We start from the raw sequence: 23,458 nt of genomic DNA on the forward strand, positions 1-23,458 counted from the left end.
TAGCTATTCCTTTTCTTAATGTTTAAATTTTTTTGCGTATTGACTATTAGTTAAAAATATTTCTGGGTTAATAGTTAATTCCACAATGTCTTTGATTGCTTTAGATTTGTTCTTAGCATTTTTATAATAAGCATCACAGATTTGAAATCCCATAAAGTATCCTAAATCTGGAGCAGGTCCTTTACCTCCATCACTCATATACCATTCGGAAAAATTACTAGAATCTTTCTCTAACTTAAATTTATCCCACAATTCCCTTTCATGAGCAAATCCATAGTCATAAATATTTTTTTGAGTAGCTGTTTTACCTATTGTCAAATAAGTAATGTAATCCGCAGCGCCTTCAATGAGTGATCTTGACAATAAAGTACTTTCATCATCTTGCTTTTGCATAGTATGCGTATTTTCATGAATAATCAGAGGTATAAAATACTCTGGACGACTCAAGAAATCTGCCGCTTCTTTGGAAAATTGACTAAAGTCAGATGTAGAAGTTTTGCTTATCATATCTACTCCGATAATAAATCCTCCATTTACAGGAGTACCTCCATGCATAAAAGGGGTTGCTAAAATATATACATCACTGAATGTCGCTTCAGGATATAATCGTTTAAATTTTTTGTATGCGTTACGTAAGCTATCGGATTTGTTTATAAACGTATAGGTAGTTGCTCGAATAGATTTCCAATATTTATCTCGTTTAATTGCTCTAGAATATTCAGTAAGCATCGGCAAATATTTACTGTCCTGCTCAATCAATCCTTTTAAACCAACAGTGGCAGAATCAAAGTAATATTTTTGGATAAAATGTTTGCGATTAGTAGTATCTGTAGTTTGCATGCAACTATCAAACGCTCTCCAAAAGTGTGGCAGATCACTATCGCTTATAATAACGCTATCAATAGAAGTCCGTATCCAATATTTTTGTGATTGAGCTTTAATAGTTTGAAGACATATTAAAGATATACCCAAATATAGATTAACGAACTTCATAATTTACAAAATGTTTAATGTTGATTTTTGATACTAAAACAAAATATTTTCAATTCTAGTATCTTCATCTGCCATATCAGGAATTAATTCGGATTTATATTCCCCTGCATCCAATTTTTTCTTGGTCGCTTTGAACGCCTCAATAGTTGTGTGGATATCTTCTTCGCTATGTGCTGCTGTAGGAATAATACGGAAAATGATTTCTCCTTTTGGAATGACGGGATAAACAACAATAGAGCAGAAAATACCGTAAGTTTCTCTAAGATCTTTAACCATTGTGGTTGCTTCTTCTACGCCTCCATTCATATATATTGGAGTTACGACGGTATTTGTATTTCCAATATTAAAACCACTTTCTTTTAATTTTTTTTGCAAATACAATGCATTGTGCCAAAGTTTGTCTTTAAATTCTGGATTGGTTTGCAACATATCCAAACGTTTTAAATTACCGATAACATAAGGCATCGGCATGCTCTTTGCAAAAATTTGAGAGCGAATATTGTAACGGATATAGTCTATGATAATTTTCGGACCGCAAACGAATCCTCCAATGGATGCCATTGATTTTGCAAATGTGGAAAAATACAAATCAATTCCGTCTTGACAATCTTGTTCTTCTCCAGCTCCAGCACCTGTTTTACCCAATGTGCCAAAACCATGCGCATCGTCTACCAATAAACGGAATGCATATTTTTCTTTTAATTCAATGATTTCTTTCAACTTTCCTTGATCGCCCGCCATACCAAAAACACCTTCCGTAATTACGAGAATGCCGCCTTGTGGTTGAGATTCTAATAATTTTTCAGCTCTTTGTAATTGCTTTTCACAATCTTCCACGTCATTGTGCTTGTAGGCATATCTTTTACCTGGCAGAAGGCGCAAACCGTCAATGATGCAAGCGTGACATTCTGCATCGTAGACAACAACATCGTGTCGTCCGCAGATGGCATCGATTGTACTCATAATACCTTGATAACCGTAGTTAAGCAAAATAGCATCTTCTTTTTGTTCGAATTTTGCCAATCTTTGCTCTAGTTTTTCATGATAATTGGTATTTCCACTCATCATGCGAGAGCCCATAGGTAATGCAAGTCCCCATTCTTGTGCTGCATCTCCATCCACTTTTCTAATTTCAGGATGATTAGCAAGTCCCAAGTAATTGTTGAGACTCCAGACGATCATGTCTTTTCCTCTAAATTTCATGTGAGGGCCAGCTTCTCCTTCCAATTTTGGAAAGGCGAAATATCCGTGTGCTCTTTTTCTATATTGACCTATTGGGCCATAATTCTTAATCAGATTATCAAAAATATCTGCCATCGTTCTATCTTTTTTGCCGGGAGGGAGACCGAATTTCTTTTAAATTGATAGTAATTATTTGATTTAAATTTCCCTCGATAATTCGTTCAAAGGTAAGTTATTATACATTTTAATGAACAATTTTCCATTTGAAGTGATAATTGAAACCTTGTAACAGTAAAAAAATGGGTATCCGTGTAATTATTAGGTAAATTTGTATCTAGAAATTTTTAGAAAAATTTAGGAGTTGAAATATGAAATTACCTTTTCAAAATAAAAAATTTACGCTGCTTTTTATCGCTGCTATATTGGTTGTGATATTGGAAATTGCTGCGCAATTGGGATGGGAAATTCCTTTTCCTTTTTCTGCCATTATTTATGCCGCATTTGTATTAGGATTTGGATACCAGATTATAATTAATGGTTTTAAAAATTTATTCAAATTAAAATTTGGAAGCGTCAGTTTATTGATGCTTGTTGCAGTTGCTGGCGCTTTTTATTTGGGAGAATATTCCGAAGGCGCTGTCGTGATGGTTTTGTATGTTTTAGGTGAAACTTTGGAAGATGTAGGTGTCGACAATAGCAAGTCAGCCTTGGAAAATCTGGTAAATAAAGCACCAAGATTGGTGTATATCAAAGATATTCCAGAACCTGTACAGATTGACAAAATTCAAATTGGTTCAATAGTCAAAATCAAACCAGGTGAATTGATTCCAATGGATGGAAAGATTGTTACAGGCGCTAGTTCAATTGACGAATCCGCAATAACCGGCGAACCCATTTCTAAGAATAAATCGCTTGGAGATCTTGTGTTTGCTGGCACGCTAAATAATGAAGGTTATATCGAAATCGAAACGACCAAATTATCCGCCGATACAACATTTTCGAAAATTATCAAGTTGACTTTTCAAGCGACCGCGAATAAAAGTGAAAAACAAAAATTCATTCAAAAATTTGCCAAAAAATACACGCCTGCCATTTTGATTTTGGCAGTTATTTGTTTTTTGGTAAGCGCATTTATTTTGCATCATGAATGGAAAGAAGCGTTGAATCAAGCCATTTCGCTTTTAGTTATTGGTTGCCCTTGTGCGTTGGTAATTTCCACACCAGTTTCCATATATGCCGCGATTGGTAATGCCTCTTCGCAAGGTGCGATTATTAAAGGGGGAAAATTTTTGGAAGAATTAGCAGAAATTAAAGCATTGGCTTTGGACAAAACGCGTACGATAACTTTTGGACAACCGGTAGTTTCGGATATAATTATGTTGAACGGCACAAGCAAAGAAGAATTGCTAGCCTGTACAGCGGGAGCGGAGCAGTTTTCTGAACATCCTGTAGCGCAAGCCATTGTATTTGCGAGTGAAAAAGAAGGTTTCCAACCGCATCATGCACATAAATACAAATCCATTTCTGGTAAAGGTGCTATTGCGGAGTGTCTTATTTGTAAAGATGAAACGATAACTGCAGGAACCCTTGATTTTGTTGGCGAAAAAGAAAAAATACAACAAGAAGAAAAGGATATTGTAACCAAACTTTCGCATGAGGGGAAAACAAGTGTTGTGGTCAGTTTTGGTAAAGGTGTTGCGGGTATTTTGGGTTTGGTAGATGAGATTAAAAGTGATAGTGCCGCAGCCATCCATGAATTGAAAAAAATAGGTGTTGAGCCGATTATGTTGACGGGCGATAATCAATTTGCAGGTAATTATATAGGTCAAAAAGCAGGTATTGATAAAGTTTATGGTAATCTTTTACCAGAAGGAAAAAGCAAAAAAATAGAAGAGTTGCAACAGCAATTTGGATCGGTCGCAATGGTGGGTGATGGTATTAATGATGCTCCTGCATTGGCGAAAAGTAATGTAGGTATTGCCATGGGCGCAGCGGGAAGTGATGTGGCGATAGAAACTGCAAATGTTGCTTTGATGAATGATAAATTATCTTTAATTCCTTTTATTATCAGATTGGGTCGAGCAACAGTCAAACAAATTAAGGTCAATACCTACGGTGCAATCATTGTCAAAGTTTTAGTTGCAATTTTAGCATTTTCTGGTTATAGCAGTTTGGTTTTGGCAATATTGGCTGACGTTGGCGTAATGATTCTCGTTATTTTATTGAGTTTGCGACTTAGAAGTTTTAAATAATGGACAAATAAAGATGCGGAATTTTGATATTTTTTGCGGATATTTGAGTTTTGATTACTTTTTCTTCATATAATTTTTATTTTAATGGATAGTAGAAGAGATTTTCTTTTGAAGTCAGGTATGGCGACTGGTGCATTTGGATTGAATAGTTTGGGTGCGATTTTCGGTCAAAATGTTCATGGAAAAGCTAAAAAGGGCAAATTAAAACTAACTTTTAAACCCTACACGTTAGAATTGGCGCATGTATTTACACTTGCAAACAGTTCGCGTACTTCTACTCCAGATGTTTTGACACAAATTGAATATGACGGAATTATCGGTTACGGCGAAGCTTCCATGCCTCCATATTTAGGGGAAAGTATTGAGTCGGTTACCAAATTTTTATCTAAAGTAGATTTGTCTCAATTCAATGATCCTATGGAAATGGAGAAAATTTTGGATTATGTGGATAGTATCGAACCTTTAAATAAAGCCGCAAAAGCATCCGTTGATATTGCTTTGCATGATTTAGTAGGAAAAATAATTGGTCAACCTTGGTGGAAAATATGGGGTTATGATACAGATAAAATGCCCAATACTTCTTATACTATCGGAATTGATACGCCCGAAGTTGTGCGTCAAAAAACAAAAGAAGCAGCACCTTATAAAATTTTAAAAGTAAAATTGGGCCGTGATACGGATAAAGAATTAATAGAAACTATTAGAAGTGTGACGGATAAACCGATTTGCGTAGATGTTAATCAAGGTTGGAAAGATAAAAATTTCGCTGTGGACATGTCGCATTGGTTAGCTGATAAAGGTGTGGTTTTTATCGAACAGGGAATGCCAAAAGAAAATGTAGAAGATAATGCTTATTTAACCGAACATAGTCCTATTCCTACATTTGCGGATGAAGCATTTCAAAGATTACCAGATTTAATCAAATGTCATGGAGTATATAGTGGTATCAATATCAAATTGATGAAATCTACAGGTTTGCGTGAAGGTCATCGTATGTTGGAGTTAGCGCGCGCATTGGGGATGAAAGTGATGATTGGTTGTATGACAGAAACTTCTTGTGGTATATCAGCTGCAGCACAATTAGCGCCGATGGTAGATTTCGCGGATTTGGATGGGAATCTTTTGATAAAAAATGATGCATTTACCGGAATGAAAATCGTAGATGGAAAAGTTACTTTAAATGATTGGCCAGGAATTGGAATAAAACCATTGAAGAAATAGTTTAAATATATAAAAATTACAGTTTGTTAAAAGTGCAATCAATATTGGTTGTGCTTTTTTATTTTTTACATAGTACCTACCTTGCATCTATGGAAAAAATAATTACTTATAAATCTTTATATTCTTTTACTGAAAAAATATTTTTAGCAATTGGTTGTTCTCCTGAGCATGCAGCACTTGCGGCAGATGTTTTATTGCAGGCGGACTTAAGAGGTGTCGATAGCCATGGAACGGCACGTTTGTCTGGTTATGTTAGACTATGGGAAGTCGGTAGAGTAAATACCCAACCACAAATCAAAATAACCTATGAAACTCCGTCAACTGCGGTTGTAGATGGAGATCGAGGATTAGGGTTGGTTGTAGCACCTTTTGCTATGAAAGTAGCTATGGAAAAAGCCAATAATGTTGGTACTGGCTGGGTAAGTGTAAAAAATAGTAATCATTTTGGGATTGCCGGATATCACGCCATGATGGCATTGGAAAATGACATGATCGGTATAGCAATGACTAACGCAAGTGCATTGGTCGCTCCGACCAATTCTAAAGAAAGGATGTTGGGTACGAATCCAATAGCGGTGGCAGTACCTGCTGACAATGAGCCAGCATTTGTGTCAGATATGGCAACAGCAGCGGCGGCAAACGGAAAATTAGAAATAGCTCAACGCAAGGGTTATGATATTCCTGAAGGATGGGCGCAAACTTTAGACGGTACACCTACAATACAATCTGATATTTTAAAGCATCAAGGAGCTTTACTGCCTTTGGGTAGTGATGAAAAACATGGTAGTCACAAAGGTTATTGTCTGGCAAGTGTTGTAGATATATTCTCTGCTGTTCTAAGTGGAGCGTCTTATGGACCATGGGCACCTCCTTTTCCTGCTTATGTGCCGTTACCTACAAATATGCCAGGGGAAGGATTGGGACATTTTTTAGGAGCAATGCGTGTAGATGCTTTTCGCCCTGCCGTAGAATTTAAAAAGGAAATGGATCATTGGATTAGTAGATTTCGCGAGGCAAAGCCTATTGTGCCAGACAAAAAAGTTTTAATACCTGGTGATCCAGAGAGAGAAATGACGGCAATTAGAATGAAAGATGGTATTCCAATTAATGATATCGTATGGTCCGATTTAGAAGATTTGTCAACTAGATTTCACATTAAATTAATCTAAAACTATTTTTATTGCCTAAATATTAAATGATTATTATTCTTGATACTTTGTCAAAATTCGTTTTGTTTAAAGATTTGATCATTTGTTTAACTTTTTTTCAAAAATTAGATATAGAAAAAATCCTTTTGTTAAAGGTTGATTATTAAAACGTTAACTAATTGGCATAGGATTTGTACTTTTGCCGACAGTTTAAACTTTATTCAGGGTTTAAAAATTAAATTCTTATGATAAACAAAATGAACAAAAAAGTCATTATGGCTGCATTGGCAGCTGCAGTTGCAGGTACAGTATCTGCACAAGACGCTACAAGCGATTCTTTACAAGCTTCTGAACAAGGTAGAGTTGTTCCTTTCAGTGGTGTAGAAGGTATGCGCACTTGGTCTTTTGGTTTCTATGGTGGAGGTTCTGCTCCATTTGGTTTGCCAAACGGTAGTGGAAATTATTTCAATAATTTCAACCCTAAAACTGTAGACCTTCTTTATGGTGGTTATTTAAGAAAGCAATTGTCGCATAATTTCGCTTTACAAGCAGATTTCATGCGCGGTGTAGTTAAAGGGAGTGTTAAGGGTAGCCAAACAACAACAAGCTCAATTAGAGGCGGTGTTGCTGATGCTACGGATTTTAAAACAAGTATTGATTATGCAATTTCAATGAATGCTGTATTTAATTTTGGTACAGTAAACTGGTTGCATGGTAAAACAGCCTTTATTCCATACGTAACTGCTGGTGGTGGTACGATGAGATTTAAAACAGAAAATGATGGTCAGTTGGTTCCAACTACAGGTGGTAACACTTATAGAAACGAATTCTATTTACCTGTTGGTATTGGTGCTAAATTTATATTGTCTAACACTGTAAATTTGGATTTGAACTACAAAGTAAATTTAGTAAATGCTAAAGATTTTGATGGTGTTTCCAATACTACTTACAATAACAGAGATCAATTTTCTCAATTGAATTTAGGTCTTGAGTTTGCTATTGGTAAGAAAAATAAACCTCAATTGATCCAACATAACCCAGCTCATGCGTTAGCACAAGATCTTTGGGATAAAAACAATGCATTAAAAGCTCAATTGGCTGCTCAACAAGAAGAATTAGAAGCTCAATCTGCAAAACACAATACAGATGTTGCTAATTTGCAAAGTCAATTAGATGCAGCAAAAGTTGATTCAGATGGAGATGGTGTTTCTGATTTATTTGATAAATGTCCAAATACGCCATCTGGTACTCAAGTTGATGGATCTGGTTGCCCAATCAAATTGACTAATACGATCATCAAACAAGAAAGAGTGATCACTAAAGAAGATCAACAAGTTGTAACTGATGCGGTTAAAAATCTTGAATTTGATTTCGCAAAAGCAACAATTCGTGAACACTCTGATGCTGCATTGGATCGTTTGGCTGATTTGTTGAAAGCTAAAAACTTCAATTTAAAATTATCTGGTTATACTGATAACGTAGGTAGTGTAGCAGCAAACTTGAAATTATCTAAAGAACGTGCTAATGCAGTTAAAGAATATTTAGTTGCTCAAGGTGTAAACGAATCTCAAATAGTATCTGAAGGTTTTGGTAAGGCAAATCCAATTGCATCTAACAAAACTGAAGCAGGACGTCAAATGAATCGTCGTGTTGAATTCAAATTATTCTAATATTATTTTCGAATAATTAGTTTAAAATATAGAGCGGATCGTTGCAAAACGATCCGCTTTTTTATGTTTAAAAATGAATTGCAAATTTGTACATGTTGAATTTAATTTAGATACATTATATTCGCTATCCCGATTTTGATCGGAAAATGTATAGAAATTAAATATCTATTTATGAAAGTGATGAAATTTGGAGGCACTTCCGTAGGAAAACCGGAAAGAATGCATCAAGTGGCTGAGTTAATTACGAAAGAGGTAGAACCTAAAATCGTCGTATTAAGCGCTTTGAGTGGAACGACTAATTCATTGGTTCAGATCAGTGATAAGTTGGCAGCTTTTGATAAGGAAGGTGCAGAGAAAATTATTGAAGATTTACATATTCACTATAAGTTATTTATCAATCAGCTTTTAACTAAGGAAGAATATAGGCAAAAAGCCTTAGTGATAATCGGAGAGCATTTTGAATTTTTGCATATCATTTTAAAAATATCTTTTAGTGAGGCTTTGGCAAAAGATATTTTGGCGCAAGGTGAATTAATGAGTACCAAACTATTTGATATTTATTTATCCGAAATTGGTGTGGATCATTTGCTTATTCCTGCATTGGAATTTATGAGTATTGATGAAGAAGGTGAGCCGCATCTTCCTATTATCCGAAATAAATTAACTGCTTTACTCAAGAAACATACAGACAAAAAACTTTTTGTAACCCAAGGATATATTTGCCGCAATTCTAGGGGTGAAGTGGATAATTTGAAAAGAGGGGGGAGTGATTATACAGCTTCATTGATTGCTGCGGCAATAGAGGCGAGTGTATGTGAAATATGGACAGATATTGATGGTATGCACAATAATGATCCCCGAATCGTTGATAAAACGCATCCAATAGAGGAGTTGAGTTTTGATGAAGCTTCTGAGTTGGCATATTTTGGTGCAAAGATTTTACATCCTACTTGCATCTGGCCGGCGCAACAAACACATGTTCCAGTGAAACTTTTGAATACGATGGAACCAAGTGCGAAAGGGACTACTATCCAACAAAAAGTATTTACTCATGGAGCAAAAGCGGTCGCTGCCAAAGATGGGATTATCGCTATCAAAATTAAGAGTAGTCGTATGCTTTTGGCGTATGGATTTTTGAGAAAAATATTTGAAGTTTTTGAAAAATATAAAACTTCTATTGATATGATTACCACATCTGAAGTGGCAGTCTCTGTTACTATAGATTCGGATGAAAATTTGAAACCAATAGTTAAAGAATTAGAACCATTTGGAACCGTGGAAGTAGATCACGATATGACTATAGTTTCTGTAGTGGGGGATCATATAGCGGAAACTAGAGATGTTTTGAAAAAAATATTCGATACCATTCATGATATTCCAGTTCGCATGATTAGCTACGGTGGTAGTTTGCATAATATTTCTTTTTTAGTACATAAAGACTATAAAATCCAAATGTTACAAACTATAAATAAAGGTGTTTTTGATCTCTAATAATTAAGAATGTTTTATTTAAATAACAACGCACTCAATCTTCTGAGTGCGTTGTTATTTCTGAACTAATTTCTTTTTCATCACGTAATTTAGGTAAAAGTCGATTGGTGCTTTTGAGTTGTTGCTGTATGATCCATTCAATCTGACCGTTGACGCTTCTAAATTCGTCAGCGGCCCATTTTTCCAATGCTGCGTACATTTTATCGTCTATCCGAAGTACAAATTTTTTCGCTGCCACAATGCCAAAAGTTAATGAGAAAATTATTGATAAAGAGAGCCTGTGTTCATCACTGGAGTAGCGGATTTTTCACCACAAAGAACCACCATTAAGTTGCTTACCATCGCAGCTTTTCTTTCATCATCCAGCTCTACAATATTTTTTTTGGATAAAAGTTCCAGTGCGGTCTCTACCATGCCAACGGCGCCTTCTACGATTTTCGCTCTCGCTGCCACAATTGCTGTCGCTTGTTGTCTTTGCAGCATTGCACCTGCGATTTCTGCTGCATATGCTAGATGACTAATACGCGCTTCCAAAACGTGTACACCTGCAAATGCTAATCTTTCGTTTAGTTCTTGTACGAGCATTTCTGTTACTTTTTCTGCACCATCTCGCAATGTGATAGTTGCATTTTCATCTTCCAAATTGTCATATGGGAAGCTGGTGGCAAGATGACGAATGGCTGCTTCGCTTTGTATTTTAACATATTGCAAATATTGGGAGACTTCAAATGCCGCTTTATAGGTATCTTTTACTTGCCAAACAATTACGGCACCGATTTCAATAGGATTGCCCATGCTATCATTGACTTTTAATCTCGAACTTTCCAAATTTTCTGCACGTAAGGAAATTGTAAATTTTCGGAAAAATGGATTCACAAATAAAAGCCCATTTGCTTTAACAGTACCTACGTAATTTCCAAAAAATACGCACACTTTTGAGTGGTTGGGATTGACAACTAATATTCCTTTGAATAGGAATATGGCGATGATAAATGCCACAAATGATATAATAATCATTAATGGATTGTGAGGCACATTTAAAATAAAGTTAGCTATGGCAATTAGTATTAGTAAGATGCCAAAGGATAAAGCTGCAAAACCAGAAACAGGTTTGATTAATTTTTCCATGATATCAATTTGATATCAAAATTATATTAAATTTTGAGATTAAATAAAAAAGCCGAAAAAAATATTTTTTCGGCTTTTTTATTAGTTTCTTTCGATGGTTCGTAACCAACGCTCCGGAATGTCATTTTTTGCGGCAATAAGATAATCCTCTTTACTGCAAGGGATGAATCCAATTTCTGGTACGTCCATCCACCATTTCCCCGTAATTTTACTTTGTAAAAATGTAGATTCGATTTCGGCAAATCTTACATGATACTCCATGAAATGTTCTCTTTCATCAATTGTCGCTTCTTCTTTACTTTGATGTATACCATCCATAATATACCAAAGCATATGCGCCATTTGTTTGGATGTAAGGTTATGTAAATCACGTTCTTTTTTCAAGCCATAAATTCCAATGGTGGAAACTTTATTAGAAAAGCCTGCATATTGCATCAATGTACAAGCTTCTTCGCCATTAAATCCATTGGGGGTAATATGATTTGCTGGTGCATGCGCATTTTGAATCGCAGCAATGTCAAAACTTACCATGTCAGAATATCGAATCACTGGCTCCATTGCTTCAATATTGTCCTTAATTTTTCCGACACGATAACAATCAAATCTTAATTTGTCAATGGTTTCCAACATTCCTGGATGTACCAAATAGCTTTGGAATCCAATATGATTGTAGGATTTGATAAAATTGGGTTCTTGGGTAAATATGGGCAATAGGAAATTATCTACAGGTAATGCGCTATCCATATCCAAATCAATTCGAGCGTCGATATTAGAAATATGAATAATTTTTTGCGAAGCCGCATAAGCATCGTATTGCGCAGCTGTTAAATCATGGCTACCACCAAGAATCACTATTTTTTTACCCAACGGAATTAATTCTTTCAAAATAGCACACAGTGCTGCATAAGTATCTTGTAATGTAAATCCTGATTTTACATTTCCCAAATCGGCTACTTGTACGTCGTCATGCCATTTGTATAAATTATAAAATTCTGTACGAATGCTATTGGGGGTTTCGTCATCAATTTTAGCTTCGAATGCACCTCTAGAATCGCCACATCCCAATATAATCAAGTCTGCATGAGTAATATCTGGTAAGGACTCTGTATTACAAAGAATATGTTTTCCTTGTTGGGTTTCGCGAAAACCTTCGTCGCTGGAAATTTCAAATATATTGATCGGCGCAAGAAAATCTGCGATACTCTCTAAAGAAAATGAAGACATTTTTGAATGATTTTTAACGTAAAGCGCAAACCTACCAAAAAAGTTTTTGCCTAAAAAAGTTAATCTCGATTTCTTTATAAAATTAGACTTTTTCCCTGAAAAATAATTGGGGAAAACATGTGGATGTTTGCTGCTGATTTACTTGATAATCTGGCTAAAAAATCGTATTTTCGCGTGTCTGCGCGCGATGCGTAGGAAAGGAAAAAATATGAGCGAAGAAATAAAAAAGACCGACGATGCTGCGTCTGGTGGTTATGGAGCCGATAGTATACAAGTATTAGAAGGTTTAGAAGCTGTAAGAAAACGTCCAGCGATGTACATCGGTGATATAGGCGAAAAAGGTTTACATCACCTAGTTTACGAGGTTGTCGATAACTCTATTGATGAGGCTTTAGCTGGATATTGTAAAAATATTGAAGTTACTATATGTGAAGATAACTCCATCTTGGTTCAGGATGATGGACGTGGTATTCCTACAGGTATTAATACTAAAGAAAATAAGAGTGCATTGGAGGTCGTCATGACTGTGTTGCACGCGGGTGGTAAATTTGATAAAAATACGTACAAGGTTTCCGGTGGTTTGCACGGTGTGGGTGTGAGTTGTGTGAACGCTTTGAGTACCAAATTTCACGTTACTGTAAAGAGAGAAGGTAAAATATTCGAACAAGAATATAGTATCGGTATTCCTCAATATTCTGTACGAGAAATTGGAACTGCGGACACGACAGGTACCACGGTTCATTTTTGGCCAGATGCGTCCATCTTCACCTTGACAACGGTTTACAAAAGATCTATTTTGGAAAATCGCTTACGTGAATTGGCTTATTTGAATAAGCAAATCAGAATCACTTTAACAGATGAAAGAGAGAAAAATCCTGAAACGGGTGAATCTTATACAGAAACATTCTATAGTGAAGGTGGTATTATTGAATATATCAAATTACTAGATGAAAGTTCAAGTCGTCTTCCTTTGATTCCGAATCCTGTATATGTGGAAGGTTTGGATGAGAATTCTAATGTCGCTGTGGAAGTAGCTATGACCTACAATGACGATTTTAAAGAACATATTTACTCTTATGTAAATAATATCAATACGATCGAAGGTGGTACGCACGTAACTGGTTTCCGTCAAGCCTTAACACGTGTATTCAAAGGTTATGGTGATCGTGAAAAATTATTTGAAAAAGCAAAAGTTCAGATAGAAGGGGATGATTTCCGTGAAGGTTTGAGTGCGATTATTTCGGTAAAAGTACCAGAACCACAGTTTGAAGGACAAACGAAAACTAAATTGGGTAACAATGAGGTAAGTGGTGTCGTACAGACAACTGTTGCGCGTGCTTTGGAAAATTTCTTAGAAGAAAATCCTAAAGAAGCTAAAAATATTATTAGTAAGGTAATTCTTGCTGCACAAGCGCGTGTTGCGGCAAAAGCTGCTCGTGATAAAATCCAACGTAAAAGTGGTATTAGTGGAAGCGGTTTGCCGGGTAAATTAGCCGATTGTAGTGAGCGTGATCCTGAAAAATGTGAATTATACTTAGTGGAAGGAGATTCTGCGGGTGGTACTGCTAAACAAGGTCGTGATAGAAACTATCAAGCAATTTTGCCTTTGAGAGGTAAGATTTTGAATGTGGAAAAAGCATTAGAACATAAGATCTACGATAATGAAGAAATTCGTAATATGTTCGCCGCGATGGGGGTAACCATCGGAACTCCAGAAGATCCAAAAGCTTTGAATACATCTAAAATTAGATATCACAAATTGATTATCATGACCGATGCCGACGTCGATGGTAGCCACATTGCGACATTAATTTTGACCTTTATTTATAGATATATGAAAACCTTGTTGGAATTAGGTCACGTATATCTTGCGCAACCACCACTTTACTTAGTTAAAAAAGGTAAAGAAATGGAATATGCCTACAATGAGGAGCAACGTAAAGCGCTTATTGCTCGTATTGGTAAAGGAAAAGATGAAAGTGTGAATGTGCAACGATATAAAGGTTTGGGTGAAATGAATGCAGAACAATTGTGGGAAACTACAATGGATCCAGCACGTCGTACTTTGAAAAAAGTAACTTTAGAAAGTGCTGCAAGTGCCGATTCTGTATTTAGTATGTTGATGGGAGATGAAGTTGCTCCACGTAGACAATTCATCGAAGAAAATGCGACATATGCAAAATTAGATATCTAAATAGAAATTATAGTTTATAAATTTGTATAAAACCCTGAGTAATCAGGGTTTTATTATTAGTAGAAAAAAGTATTTCAAATGCAATTTCAAATTCCGATCAATATTCCGAAGGTACAACCAACTATAACTTATGAAGATAAACTGATGCTATTAGGCTCCTGTTTTACGGAACATATTGGTAGTTTTTTGGAAAATGATAAATTTAATGTTTTTCAAAACCCATTTGGAATAATATTCGATCCACTTACAATTTCCAATAATGTTATTCGATTAATCGAAAACCGAAAGGTAGAAAAATCGGAACTATTTGAGAGGACTGAAATTTGGCATCATTGGGATTTTCATAGTGCATATTCTGCATTAGAACCTAATATTGCTTTGGAAAAAATGAATAATTCTATTGAAAATGGGTATCAATTCTTAAAAGAAACAAAGTGGTTGATTATAACCTTAGGTACGGCTTATAACTATACTTTTTTATCCGAAAATAGATCCGTCGCCAATTGTCATAAAGTTCCTGGAAATCAGTTTCGCAAAAATATGATGACTATTGAAGAGATTATTCGTGCATTTGATATAATGCTCTATCGATTATTTCATTTTAATAAAGATGTGCAAGTAATTTTTACTATTAGTCCAGTTCGGCATATTAAAGATGGAATTGTTGAAAATAATCGAAGTAAAGCACGACTATTAGAAGCTGCCCATCATTTAGTAGACAAATTTGATCGCATTCATTATTTTCCTGCGTACGAAATTTTGATAGATGTATTGCGTGATTATAGATTTTACGATGCAGACCTTGTTCATCCGAATTATGCAGGAACAGCGTATGTTTTGGACTTATTTAAAAATTATAGTATGTCCGAAGAAACGATCAAATTTTCGGAAATAATGCATAAAATTTATTTAGCGAAAAAACATAAACCTTTTAATCCTGAAAGTGAAAGCCATCAAAAATTTTTACAAAAGAACTATGAACTTTGTCAAGAACTAGCGGAAAAATATCCTTACTTAAATTTCGAAAAAGAGCTAGCATTTTTCAAAATAAATTAAGCTCTAATTTTCAACCATTTTTAGTATATTGAGCTATCTAATTACTACAAATGGCGCAAGAAAATACTACTTTAAAAAAAGCATTAACACCGTTACACCTTTGGGGTATTGGTGTTGGTTTGGTTATATCCGGTGAATATTTTGGATGGAATTATGGCTGGTCTGTTGCGGGTACGGTTGGCTTATTGATTGCCACTATTATTATTACAGTACTTTATTTCACCTTCATATTTAGTTTTACAGAACTCACCACTTCCATTCCTAAAGCCGGAGGTCCTTTTTCTTATGCGATGAAAGCTTTTGGTCCTATTGGTGCATTTATAGCTGGTTATGCTACATTAATTGAATTTCTATTTGCAACACCGGCTATTGCCTTAGCATTGGGAAATTATGTTCATTTTCTACATCCGCAATTGCCAGTAATGACTGTTGCGGTTGTGAGTTATTTTTTATTTACTGGAATAAATTTATTGGGAATAAAAGAAGCTGCATGTTTTTCTTTAATCATGACCATATTGGCGATTTTAGAATTGTTGATATTTATGGGAATTACTTTGCCGCATTTTGAATCCAAAAACTTTATGACAGATGCAATGTCCTTTGGGTGGAAAGGCGTATTTGCCGCTTTGCCATTTGCGATTTGGTTATATGTCTGTTTGGAAGGAATTGCTATGGTAGCAGAGGAAGTAAAAGGCGGAAAAAGGACGATTGCACGTGGTTATAGTTCTGCTATGATTACTTTAGCTGTATTGGCGATTGGTGTCATGTTTGCCGTTGGAGGTACGGCACCTTGGCACCAGCTCGATCATTTGGATTATCCTTTACCTGAGTCTATCGGAATTGTATTAGGGCGAAATAATCAATGGACAAAAATCTTTGCAGGGATCGGTTTGTTTGGATTGATTGCCTCATTTCATGGAATTATTATAGGTTATTCACGTCAAATATTTGCATTAGCGAGAGACGGATATTTACCCAAAATATTTGGAAAAGTAAGTTCAAAAAGGCAAGTACCTTATTGGGCATTGTTGCTCGGTGGATTGATTGGATTGTTTTCTTTGAAATATTTAAAAACGGATCAATTAGTTATTATGGCAACTGTAGGAGCAGTGGTGATGTACATTGTAAGTATGTTAGGTTTGTTTAAGTTGAGAAAAGTTGCACCTGAAATGGAACGACCCTACAAAGCACCATTTTATCCCATTTTTCCAGCTATTGCGCTCATTTTATCTATAATTGCATTGGTTGCGATGATGGTTAGTTATGGGAAAATTTGTGTTATCTTTTTTATTGGATTAGGGATTTTATTGCTAATCTTTTACCTTACGGGAAAATATAAAAATATTCATCCAATGGATTAAATAATCGTATTATGGCATTTTCGCAAATCATTGGTACCAAAAAGTATGTTTTTCATGATCTTAAAACTTTATTAGCTAAAGCCACCCCGAATCGTTCGGGTGATGAATTGGCAGGTATTGCAGCAGAGACGAATGAGGAACGTGTCGTTGCTCAAATGATTTTGGCGGATGTACCATTGAAATATTTTTTGGAAGAGTGGGTAATTCCTTATGAGTCTGATGATATCACTAGGCTAATTTCCGATACACATGATTTAAATGCATTTGCTAAAATTTCAACGCTTACCGTTGGGGAATTGCGTGATTGGTTATTGAGTGAAAAAGCGAATACTATAGTTTTACAACAAATATCCAAAGGTCTTACGCCTGAAATGGTTGCTGCTGTCTCTAAACTGATGCGTAATCAGGATTTAATCTTAGTCGCAAAGAAATGTGAGAATGTAACACAATTTAGAAATACGATTGGTCTTAGTGGGCATCTTTCTACTCGTCTACAACCTAATCACCCGACGGATGATAAACAAGGTATTGCCGCTTCTATTGTTGATGGACTCATGTACGGAAATGGAGATGCTGTGATTGGCATAAATCCTGCAACAGATAGTCCTGCAAATGTTTCCCAGCTATTGTATATGTTAGATGGATTACGGGAAAAGTTTCAAATTCCTATACAAAATTGTGTCTTAACACATATTACTACAACGATAGAATTAATAGAAAAAAAAGTTCCAGTAGATCTTGTTTTTCAGTCGATTGCTGGTTCGCAAAAAGCAAATGAAAGTTTCGGCATTAATTTGCAAATATTACAAGAAGGTTATGAGGCGGGTTTATCTTTAAAGAGAGGAACTATTGGAAATAATCTGATGTATTTTGAAACAGGACAAGGAAGTGCGCTCTCTGCAAATGCACATTTTGGTGTGGATCAACAAACATTAGAGTGCCGTGCTTATGCTGTTGCAAGACACTATAAACCATTATTGGTGAATTCTGTAGTTGGCTTTATTGGACCAGAGTATCTTTATGATGGTAAACAGATTAGTCGTGCAGGATTAGAAGATCATTTTTGTGGTAAATTATTAGGTCTACCGATGGGTATGGATATATGCTATACCAATCATGCCAATGCAGATCAAGATGATATGGATAATTTAATGACCTTACTTGGAGTTGCTGGCATTAATTTCATTATGGGAATTCCTGGTTCTGATGATATAATGTTAAACTATCAAACTACTTCATTTCATGATGCGCTTTATTTACGTAAAGTTTTGGGATTAAAAGCAGCTCCAGAGTTTGAGAATTGGCTATTAAATCATGGCTGGGTAGATGAAAACTATAATTTATTATCATCCAAACAATTTCTTTCTAATTCATTTTTTAAAGCTTTAAATGTATAGGGAAATGGGAGGGAAGGAAATTACGGAAGAGGATTTTTGGTCAAAGATGCAGCAATTCACTAGTGCTCGCATTGGATTGGGACATACGGGGATTTCTATTCCGATGAAAGAAGTTTTATCTTTTAAATTAGCTCATGCGCATGCGAGAGATGCGGTTTATTCTCATTTAGATACTGACAATATTACTAGACAAATTAGTGAATTAGGTATAGATCTTATAGTTCTAAAATCTCAAGCTGAGGATCGTGATACCTATCTAAAAAGACCAGATAAAGGTCGTGTACTTTCTTCAACTTCTAAAGCGATTATTTTAGATAAATCGATTCCTAAAGGATACGACATATTGATTGTAGCTGGTGACGGTTTGTCTGCAAAAGCTATCAATGAAAATTTAATCCCTCTACTTGAAAATTTATTCAAAATTAATGTGCAAAAATCCAATTATAAGATCGCTCCAATAGTTTTAGTGGAAAATGCAAGAGTTGCGATTGGTGATGAAATTGGGGAAATTTTAGAAGCTAAGATTGTAATTCAATTAATAGGAGAGCGGCCAGGTTTGAAGTCTTTTGATAGTTTGGGTGCATACATAACATATGCTCCTAAACTAGGATTGACAGATGAAGTAAGAAATTGTATTTCTAATATCAGAGTCGGTGGTTTATCAAGTCTAATTGCCGCAGATAAGATATATTACCTAATTCAAGAGGCATTTCAACGGAAATTGACAGGTGTACAGTTGAAAGATAATTATTCAAATGATGAATTTACACTTGATAAATCCTAAATTAATTAAAAACTATTGCTGTTGTGATAGCTTCAAATAAATTAGAAACATGGCAATTAGGAAAGAAGGTGCTTTTATAGAAATTTTATTACCTAATGGAATGTTTTCATATGGTAGAATCTTAGCTAAAGCAAGTTTTGCATTTTATAATATTTATTCAGAAAATAAAATATTGGATTTAGAATTCATTAAAAACGCTGAGATTATTTTTATAAATTCCGTATATAAATATGCTATATCAAAAAATCGCTGGATAATTATTGGAATAATTGAACTTGAACCAAATTTAAGAGTATTGCCAATGGAGTTTATCCAAGATACATTTAATTATAATCAAATTGAACTCTACGATCCAAATACTGGAGAAATTAAACAGTCTCAAAAATCTGAATGTTTGGGGCTAGAACGTGCAGCAGTATGGGAACCCGAGCATATCGAAGATCGAATTATTGATTATTTTGAAGGACGTTTAAATGTTTGGTATGAATCCTTAAAAATTAAAGATTAAAAATATACAAATAATGCAAGGTGTAGTGAGAATTTATAATCTGTTTGTTAGCCTTTGCTTATTTGTTCCAAATTAATACAATAGTAATATAAGTACTATAGAATTATATTACTATTGTATTAATTTGAAACAGGAGTATGAATATATTTCATTTAAAAATCAATGTTATTTTTATTAAATATACTATATGAACGGAGAAGATTCTAGAAGAGATTTTATCAAAAAGACAAGTCTATTAGCCGGAGGTGTCGGCTTATGGTCAACCTTACCCGCATCTATTCAAAAAGCTTTAAAAATTAACCCCAAATTAGGATCGACATTTGAAGATGCAGAACATATTGTTTTGCTTATGCAAGAAAATAGATCATTTGATCATTGTTTTGGGGCTTTGAATGGTGTGCGTGGTTTCAATGATCCTCGCGCAATTGCACTTCCGAATGGTAATCCAGTTTGGTTACAGTCAAATAAAAAAGGCGAAACATATACGCCTTTCCATTTAGATATAAAAGATACGAAAATTACGTGGATGGGTGGTTTGCCGCACTCTTGGGGGGATCAGTTGAGTGCGAGGAATAATGGAAAATATGATAATTGGTTAAATGCTAAAAGAACTGGATATAAGGGATTTGAGGGTAAACCAATGACCTTGGGTTACTATAAAAGAGAAGATATTCCATTCAACTATGCAATGGCGGATGCATTTACAGTTTGTGATCATCATTTTTGTTCAAGTTTGACAGGAACTACCCCAAATCGTCTGTATTTTTTTAGTGGTGCATTGAGGAAAAATGCTGATCCTAATGAGCCGGCATTGGTAAGAAATGAAGAAGCCGATTATAGTTCGGAAGTTGATTGGGCTACGGTTCCAGAGATGTTGGAAGAAAATGGTATTAGTTGGAAGGTCTATCAAAATGAAATTTCTTTAGAAAATGAAATGAACTACCAAGAAGATTTTTGGTTAGGAAATTTTACAGATAATCCACTCGAATTTTTTACACAATATCATGTTCGTCGTTCGGATAAATATAAAAACATTATAGTTGCTAAAATTGATAATTTAAAAAAGGAGATTCAAAACTATGAAGATAAATTAATCGCTAATCCTGATGATAAAGACGCGAAGGTGGAATTAAATCGTCGGAAAAATAACCTGTTAAAATACAATGAAGAATTAGATCGGACAAATGCTGATCTAGCGAAGAATTTATCTCCAGTTGAAAAGGATCTGCATGATAAAGCTTTTTATACCAATTCTTTTGATCCCAATTATCATAGTATAGAAACTGTAAATTATGATGATAAAGGAACAAAACGTAAAATGCAAGTCCCCAAATCTGATGTATTAGCAGGATTTCGAAAAGATGTAAAGTCTGGTAAATTGCCCTCCGTTTCTTGGTTGGTAGCTCCTCAAGCTTTTTCGGATCATCCTTCTGCGCCTTGGTTTGGCGCCTGGTATGTATCTGAGGCATTGGATATTTTGACTGAAAATCCAGAAGTTTGGAAAAAGACCATTTTTATATTGACTTATGATGAAAATGATGGTTATTTTGACCATCTCCCCCCATTTGTTGCTCCTGATTATAAAGATGAATCTACTGGTAAAGTTTCCGAATCGATCAAACAACTATCTTCTGAATATGTAACTATGGAAGATGAACTTAAGAAGAAAGGTATAAGTGAAAAGAATGCACATTCTGGGCCGATCGGTTTGGGATATCGCGTACCTTTTATAGTTGCTTCTCCTTGGTCTCGCGGTGGCTATGTAAATTCTCAAATATTTGATCATACTTCCGTAGTTCAATTGATTGAAGGATTCGTATCAAGAAAAGTAAAAAAGGACGTCAAATGTCCTAATGTTACAGATTGGCGTCGTGCAATTTGCGGAGATTTACATTCTGTTTTTCGTCCATATAATGGAGCGAAAATCAAATTACCAAAATTCTTAGAACGTAATGAATATGTGCAACAAATAGATGAGGCTAAATATAAACCTGTACCAGAAGGCATACATCCATTAGTATCTACTGAAATAGAAAAAATTAAAAAGGCAAAATCTTTCCAAGAAATGCGTGAAGTTCGTACCTTTTTTCAAGAAAATGGACTACGTAATTCCAATATTTTGCCATATGAGTTGTATGGCAATTTTATAATTGATTCGGATAAAATTGTTTTGAATTTGAGTGCAGCAACATCTCTTTTTGGGAAAAAAGCTGCTGGCGCGCCTTTTACAGTATATGCTTTTGATAATCCCGAGAATATTCAATTGTGGAATTTTACAGTGGCTCCTGGCGATAAATTAGACTATAATTTTACTCCTGAAAATGATGGTTCCTATCATTTCAATTTATATGGACCCAATGGGTTTTATCGCGCTTGTAAAGGGAATGGTAAACCTAATTTGCAATTTGAACTCAACTATAAAATTGATAAAAATAGTTATGGTAAAGCTGTATTGATTGCGAACAATACAAGCGAAACTAAACAAGAATTTGTAATTACAGATCCTGCTTATGGTCAAGCACCCATTACTAAAACGGTAGAGCCCAATAATTCCATTTCAGTGACGCTCAATTTGGATAAGAGTTTTGGATGGTATGATTTAAAATTAGAATCTGATACAAATAAAGACTTTCATTGGCATTTTGCTGGAAGAATTGATAGTTTGAAAGAAAGTTTTTCAGATCCATTGCTTAATATTTGATTTAAATAGAAATTCTGAACCTAAAAATTCAGAATTTCTACAATTTTCAGAAAGACCTTTATGTTGGATATTTCTAACAGGAAAACATAAAAGGTAGGTATTGGAAATGATAAGGTCGATAGGTAAGTATAGTTTATTGATTTGTACATTAGTTTTTATTTCATTCAATTCATTTAGCCAAGATTCAATTGTGATGAATTTACATCTGCGCCAAGATAGTGCGATGTACAGATTTACACCCAAAAAATTAATAATTCCGGGGATTTTTATTGCTTATGGCGTGGCAAGTATGCATGTAAAACCGCTCGAGCGACTTAATCAATCTACACATAATGAAGTGGTTGAAGATCATCCAAGTAAAAATAATTTAGATGACTACACTAGGTATTTACCCGCTGCAATGGTTTATGGATTGAATGCTTTTGGGGTGAATGGCAAACATAATTTCAAAGAGAGAACTATCCTATTTGCTACCTCGCAAATAATTCTTGGTGCTACGACTTTATCTGCCAAGCATTTTGCGCATGAAGAAAGACCTGATCAATCTAATGATTATTCCTTTCCTTCTGGACACGCGGCGATGGCATTTGCAAATGCACAATTCTTATTTAGAGAATATCACGATTCTAATTTTTGGTTGAGTTTGGCAGGTTATCCCATTGCTATTTTTACAGGTACGTATCGTATTATCAATGATAAACACTGGGTGGGAGATGTGGTTGCTGGTGCAGGATTTGGAATACTATCTACCGAAGCGGCTTATTGGTTATATCCAACGATTAGTAAATGGTTTGCCAAAAAAGATAAGCAAGCAAGTGCCATGATTTTACCTTATTACCAAAATAATACGATCGGGCTGAGTTTGGTTAAATTGTTATAAAATCATCCATTTATTTTCCCTAAATATTTGAATTAACTTGCGACCATGAATGTTGATTTTATAGTCGTTGGTCAGGGTGTATGTGGGACATTTCTTTCCTATTATTTATTGGAAAAAGGATTTTCCGTAATTGTCGTAGATCAATTTAGGGAAAATACCGCTTCGCAAATAGCGAGTGGCGTGATCAACCCGGTTACAGGACGACGTATTGTCAAGACTTGGATGATTCGAGTATTGAAGATGTTGAGAAAAAACCATACTTAAAGAA

19 protein-coding genes are annotated in these 23,458 nt (G+C 35.1%); 14 read left to right on the forward strand and 5 right to left on the reverse strand.

From position 1 onward, the window contains the following. Window positions 1-15: 15 nt before the first annotated feature. The gene (locus E0W69_RS03290) at window positions 16-993 is read right to left on the reverse strand and encodes a gliding motility protein GldB-related protein (RefSeq protein ID WP_131328616.1); all 978 of its coding nucleotides are present in this window, start codon (window positions 991-993) and stop codon (window positions 16-18) included. A gap of 33 nt (window positions 994-1,026) precedes the next feature. Continuing rightward, on the reverse strand, window positions 1,027-2,310 hold the full coding sequence (locus E0W69_RS03295) for an aminotransferase class I/II-fold pyridoxal phosphate-dependent enzyme (RefSeq protein WP_131328617.1): 1,284 nt from the start codon (window positions 2,308-2,310) through the stop codon (window positions 1,027-1,029). Window positions 2,311-2,543: 233 nt separating this feature from the next. Here E0W69_RS03295 and E0W69_RS03300 point away from each other — a divergent pair, with 233 nt between their 5' ends. The 5 genes from E0W69_RS03300 to E0W69_RS03320 all read left to right on the forward strand — a co-directional run bounded on the left by E0W69_RS03300 (window position 2,544) and on the right by E0W69_RS03320 (window position 9,957). Further along, complete coding sequence (locus E0W69_RS03300) at window positions 2,544-4,427, forward strand: heavy metal translocating P-type ATPase (RefSeq protein WP_131328618.1); 1,884 nt, start codon at window positions 2,544-2,546, stop codon at window positions 4,425-4,427. A gap of 84 nt (window positions 4,428-4,511) precedes the next feature. Next, on the forward strand, window positions 4,512-5,648 hold the full coding sequence (locus E0W69_RS03305; RefSeq protein WP_131328619.1) for a dipeptide epimerase: 1,137 nt from the start codon (window positions 4,512-4,514) through the stop codon (window positions 5,646-5,648). An 89-nt stretch (window positions 5,649-5,737) separates the two neighbouring features. After that, the gene (locus E0W69_RS03310) at window positions 5,738-6,817 is read left to right on the forward strand and encodes an Ldh family oxidoreductase (RefSeq protein WP_131328620.1); all 1,080 of its coding nucleotides are present in this window, start codon (window positions 5,738-5,740) and stop codon (window positions 6,815-6,817) included. Between the two features lie 224 nt (window positions 6,818-7,041). Then, a complete protein-coding gene (locus E0W69_RS03315; protein ID WP_131328621.1) occupies window positions 7,042-8,466 on the forward strand; it encodes an OmpA family protein in 1,425 nt (474 codons plus the stop codon). Window positions 8,467-8,637: 171 nt separating this feature from the next. Then, complete coding sequence (locus E0W69_RS03320; protein WP_131328622.1) at window positions 8,638-9,957, forward strand: aspartate kinase; 1,320 nt, start codon at window positions 8,638-8,640, stop codon at window positions 9,955-9,957. A gap of 34 nt (window positions 9,958-9,991) precedes the next feature. Here E0W69_RS03320 and E0W69_RS03325 read toward each other — a convergent pair whose 3' ends face one another. From E0W69_RS03325 to E0W69_RS03335, 3 genes are all read right to left on the reverse strand, one after another. Beyond that, window positions 9,992-10,195 (reverse strand): Arc family DNA binding domain-containing protein, encoded by a 204-nt coding sequence (locus E0W69_RS03325; RefSeq protein ID WP_225321376.1) that lies wholly within the window; start codon window positions 10,193-10,195, stop codon window positions 9,992-9,994. A 23-nt stretch (window positions 10,196-10,218) separates the two neighbouring features. Further along, a complete protein-coding gene (locus E0W69_RS03330) occupies window positions 10,219-11,085 on the reverse strand; it encodes an SPFH domain-containing protein (RefSeq protein ID WP_131328624.1) in 867 nt (288 codons plus the stop codon). An 81-nt stretch (window positions 11,086-11,166) separates the two neighbouring features. Next, entirely contained in the window at window positions 11,167-12,309 is a 1,143-nt protein-coding gene (locus E0W69_RS03335; RefSeq protein ID WP_131328625.1) for an arginase family protein, read from the reverse strand. Between the two features lie 208 nt (window positions 12,310-12,517). Between E0W69_RS03335 and gyrB the strand changes: the two genes are divergently transcribed. From gyrB to E0W69_RS03380, 9 genes are all read left to right on the forward strand, one after another. Continuing rightward, complete coding sequence (gyrB, locus tag E0W69_RS03340; RefSeq protein WP_131328626.1) at window positions 12,518-14,503, forward strand: DNA topoisomerase (ATP-hydrolyzing) subunit B; 1,986 nt, start codon at window positions 12,518-12,520, stop codon at window positions 14,501-14,503. 78 nt (window positions 14,504-14,581) lie between these two features. Next, a complete protein-coding gene (locus E0W69_RS03345) occupies window positions 14,582-15,559 on the forward strand; it encodes a GSCFA domain-containing protein (protein ID WP_131328627.1) in 978 nt (325 codons plus the stop codon). Window positions 15,560-15,609: 50 nt separating this feature from the next. After that, window positions 15,610-16,920, forward strand: coding sequence for an ethanolamine permease (gene eat / locus E0W69_RS03350; protein WP_131328628.1), 1,311 nt, complete (start codon window positions 15,610-15,612; stop codon window positions 16,918-16,920). Between the two features lie 11 nt (window positions 16,921-16,931). Continuing rightward, the gene (locus tag E0W69_RS03355; protein ID WP_131328629.1) at window positions 16,932-18,317 is read left to right on the forward strand and encodes an ethanolamine ammonia-lyase subunit EutB; all 1,386 of its coding nucleotides are present in this window, start codon (window positions 16,932-16,934) and stop codon (window positions 18,315-18,317) included. Window positions 18,318-18,321: 4 nt separating this feature from the next. Then, the gene (eutC, locus tag E0W69_RS03360) at window positions 18,322-19,101 is read left to right on the forward strand and encodes an ethanolamine ammonia-lyase subunit EutC (protein ID WP_131328630.1); all 780 of its coding nucleotides are present in this window, start codon (window positions 18,322-18,324) and stop codon (window positions 19,099-19,101) included. A gap of 49 nt (window positions 19,102-19,150) precedes the next feature. Then, the gene (locus E0W69_RS03365) at window positions 19,151-19,609 is read left to right on the forward strand and encodes an Imm26 family immunity protein (RefSeq protein ID WP_131328631.1); all 459 of its coding nucleotides are present in this window, start codon (window positions 19,151-19,153) and stop codon (window positions 19,607-19,609) included. Between the two features lie 187 nt (window positions 19,610-19,796). Next, window positions 19,797-22,310: a phosphocholine-specific phospholipase C gene (locus E0W69_RS03370; protein WP_131328632.1), complete on the forward strand. Its 2,514-nt coding sequence runs from the start codon at window positions 19,797-19,799 to the stop codon at window positions 22,308-22,310. A gap of 106 nt (window positions 22,311-22,416) precedes the next feature. Beyond that, window positions 22,417-23,190, forward strand: coding sequence for a phosphatase PAP2 family protein (locus E0W69_RS03375; protein WP_131328633.1), 774 nt, complete (start codon window positions 22,417-22,419; stop codon window positions 23,188-23,190). Between the two features lie 45 nt (window positions 23,191-23,235). Continuing rightward, window positions 23,236-23,454, forward strand: a complete 219-nt coding sequence (locus E0W69_RS03380; RefSeq protein ID WP_131328634.1) for an FAD-dependent oxidoreductase — start codon at window positions 23,236-23,238, stop codon at window positions 23,452-23,454. The last annotated feature ends 4 nt before the right edge of the window (window positions 23,455-23,458 follow it).

Source organism: Rhizosphaericola mali (genome assembly GCF_004337365.2).
Lineage (GTDB): Bacteria > Bacteroidota > Bacteroidia > Chitinophagales > Chitinophagaceae > Rhizosphaericola > Rhizosphaericola mali.